This window comes from uncultured Veillonella sp. (assembly GCF_905209685.1).
In the GTDB taxonomy this organism is placed as follows: Bacteria; Bacillota; Negativicutes; order Veillonellales; family Veillonellaceae; genus Veillonella.
Map to the genome: position 1 here is coordinate 1 of NZ_CAJLUB010000168.1, position 2,987 is coordinate 2,987.

Genomic DNA, 2,987 nt, shown 5'->3' on the forward strand with positions numbered 1-2,987 from the left:
GGGTTCGAACCCTGGACACCCTGATTAAGAGTCAGGTGCTCTGCCAGCTGAGCTAGTGGTCCATGACACGACTAATTATATGCCTATTTTATAGGAATGTAAAGAATATTTATTACATTCCTATAAAACATATACATCAATATTGCCTTAGCCAATCCTTCATCGTATTACAAGCCTCTGTAGGGAGTATATCACTAGTTCCTACACAGTCAGCACCACTATACAGTTGAAGAACGCTATGCGTACGGCTTACTTCTTTGACGATAATATCTGTCACATCTGCCTTTGGCACATTAAATTGCAATCCATAACGCCCCTTGTAGGTAATGACAGCAGATTGTGTATCGTATTCGATATGGACTTGAAGCATCTTGCCACCAGGCCAACATTCTTCAATATGTTCCTTTGATCTTGGTTTTAGAAAATCAAAAAATCCCATATTATCCTCCAATGCGCCACATAGGACGTTCTGGTTGTTCCATACCTACGCCATCATGACGTTCTTGCTTTCGTTGCAACGCACGTTCAATATGCAAAGCTAAGTCTTCCTCTGTGGCCCCATTGCGCACAAGAGATACAAGATCAGCCTCATCATCACGCAACAAGCATAAACGCATTTGCCCATCTGATGTAAGACGTACGCGATTACATGTATCACAGTAGCTATGAGACATAGAAAAGATGAAGCCTACAGCCTTTCCACTTGGCAACGCTAAATACGTAGCAGGACCAAAACCATACACAGAGTGAACCTCTGTAAGAGGCCCCCCACTTACACGTTCCAATTGAGCTCGCCACTCATCAAAGGTCGGTCCATGGAATGCATCACCTTGGAATGGCATGTATTCTATAAATCGCCATATAACAGGCCATTTTTCTACATACTGTAACAAAGATTTGACTTCTTCATCAGACCAATGACGAGATAATACAGTATTAATCTTCACAGATTTAAAGTTTGCACTAATAGCACTACGAATACCATCTAGCACAGAATCTAGCTGACCTTCTTTACCTACACAAGTAGCAAAGGCATCACTTTCAAGAGAATCGAGACTAATATTCACTCGGTTCAATCCAAGTTTTTTCAATCGTTGTGCTCGAGATGCAAGTAGGCTACCATTCGTAGTCATAGATATATCTTCAAACCAACCAGTATCCTTAATACGGGTTAACAGCTCTTCAATATGAGGATACAACAATGGCTCGCCACCAGTTAAGCGCACTGCTTTCACGCCGATACGATGGAAGGCACCTAAAATAGTCATCCATTCATCAACTGATAATAATTGTGTTTGACTTTGAGGTGTAATTTCAGCAGGTCGGCAATAGGGACAACAAAAATTACACGCATCTGTCAATGACAGACGTACATATTCAATTGTACGGCCCCATGCGTCTTTCATAACACACCTCGTTTATAATACAGAGTTATTTAATAATAGATACTTCATCACCTACGTGAATCGTACCATTTTTAAGGACTTTGCCAAAGATGCCTTGTGTAGGCATAATACAAGATCCTACTTGTTTCATGATTTCACAACCATGATGACATTCCTTACCAATTTGAGTGATTTCAAGAATTACATCACTACCAATTTGTAATTGTGTACCTACGGCTAATTCGTAAAGTACCATACCTTCAACAGTGATATTTTCTGCAAAATCACCAGGTTTAACATCCGCCCCTTGAGCGCGCATATGGTCTATACTTGCAATGCCAAGCAAGCTGATTTGACGATGCCAATTGCCTGCATGCGCATCACCTTCCATACCGTGATCTACAATAAGATTAGCGGATTCAATATTATGTTTCTTTTGCCCTTTTTTCTCACTAATAGAGATAGCAATAATTTTTCCGTCTGCCATGTAACCCTTCCCTTCTTATGGGAACATACCATATATACATAACTTTATTTCAACATGTAATTGCAGCCATTTTTTATGATTCTCGTATTACTGAAAGCACCATAAAATTATTCTACAATTATCTATTTATTATATCATAGTATTCATACAATTTTCCTATGAATTTAATCACTAAAAAAGAACTCTGCTCCTAGGAACAGAGTTCTCATATAGTAATTCTTATCGGCGACCCATTTCTTTAATTTCATCACCATGATTAACACCATTAAGTAGTAAGTTAAGCAAGATCGCCATAATACTACCAAAGGTAATACCAGATTTTAAAATAATTTGTGCCCAAGCAGGGAAATTAGCATAAAAGTTTGGCGCTGCAATAGGAATCATAGCTACACCAATACTGATTGCTACGAGCATTAAATTATGATTGCCTTCAAAGCTAACCTTGCCCAAGGAACGAATACCACTAGCAACAATCATACCAAACATAGCAATACCAGCGCCACCTAATACGGCATTTGGAATACTAGCTACGATAGCCGCTAATTTAGGGAATAATCCCAATAAAATCAAGATCACACCAGATGCAGCAACTACAAAGCGACTCTTAACACCAGTTACAGCAATAAGGCCCACGTTTTGAGCAAATGCTGTATATGGGAAACTATTAAGAATACCACCGATAACAGTAGACACCCCATCAGCACGAATGATTGATGCCAACTCTTTACGTCCAATTGGCTTATCTACAATTTCACCAATCGCAATACTATCACCAGTTGTTTCAACCATAACAACAAGCATTACGATAATCATGGAAAGCACAGAAGCCCAATCAAAGGTTGGTAAACCGAAATAGAAAGGTTCAATAACTGCAATCCAGCTGGAACGACCAACTTCGTCAAAGTTGGTAACACCCATGGCAAAAGCAATAGCTGTCCCCGCAATCAAACCGATTAGTACAGAAAGATTACTGAAGAAACCTTTTGCAAATTTATAAACAAACACGACGATTAAGAAGGTAAGGAACCCGAGTCCAATATTTGTAAAACTACCAAATTGTGGATTGCCTACACCACCGCCCATCCAATTAATGGCAACTGGCATCAAGTTAATAC

At 39.4% G+C, this 2,987-nt stretch carries 4 protein-coding genes; all 4 read right to left on the reverse strand.

Going from position 1 to position 2,987, the window contains the following annotated elements; all coding sequences use genetic code 11:
• Positions 1-136: 136 nt before the first annotated feature.
• Positions 137-439 (reverse strand): hypothetical protein, encoded by a 303-nt coding sequence (locus tag QZ055_RS08930; protein ID WP_119206974.1) that lies wholly within the window; start codon positions 437-439, stop codon positions 137-139.
• A 1-nt stretch (position 440) separates the two neighbouring features.
• A complete protein-coding gene (gene moaA, locus QZ055_RS08935) occupies positions 441-1,406 on the reverse strand; it encodes a GTP 3',8-cyclase MoaA (protein ID WP_119209113.1) in 966 nt (321 codons plus the stop codon).
• Between the two features lie 25 nt (positions 1,407-1,431).
• Entirely contained in the window at positions 1,432-1,872 is a 441-nt protein-coding gene (locus QZ055_RS08940; protein WP_227721202.1) for an MOSC domain-containing protein, read from the reverse strand.
• 219 nt (positions 1,873-2,091) lie between these two features.
• Positions 2,092-2,987: solute carrier family 23 protein (locus QZ055_RS08945; protein ID WP_295826343.1), on the reverse strand; the 896-nt coding region annotated here is incomplete at its 5' end.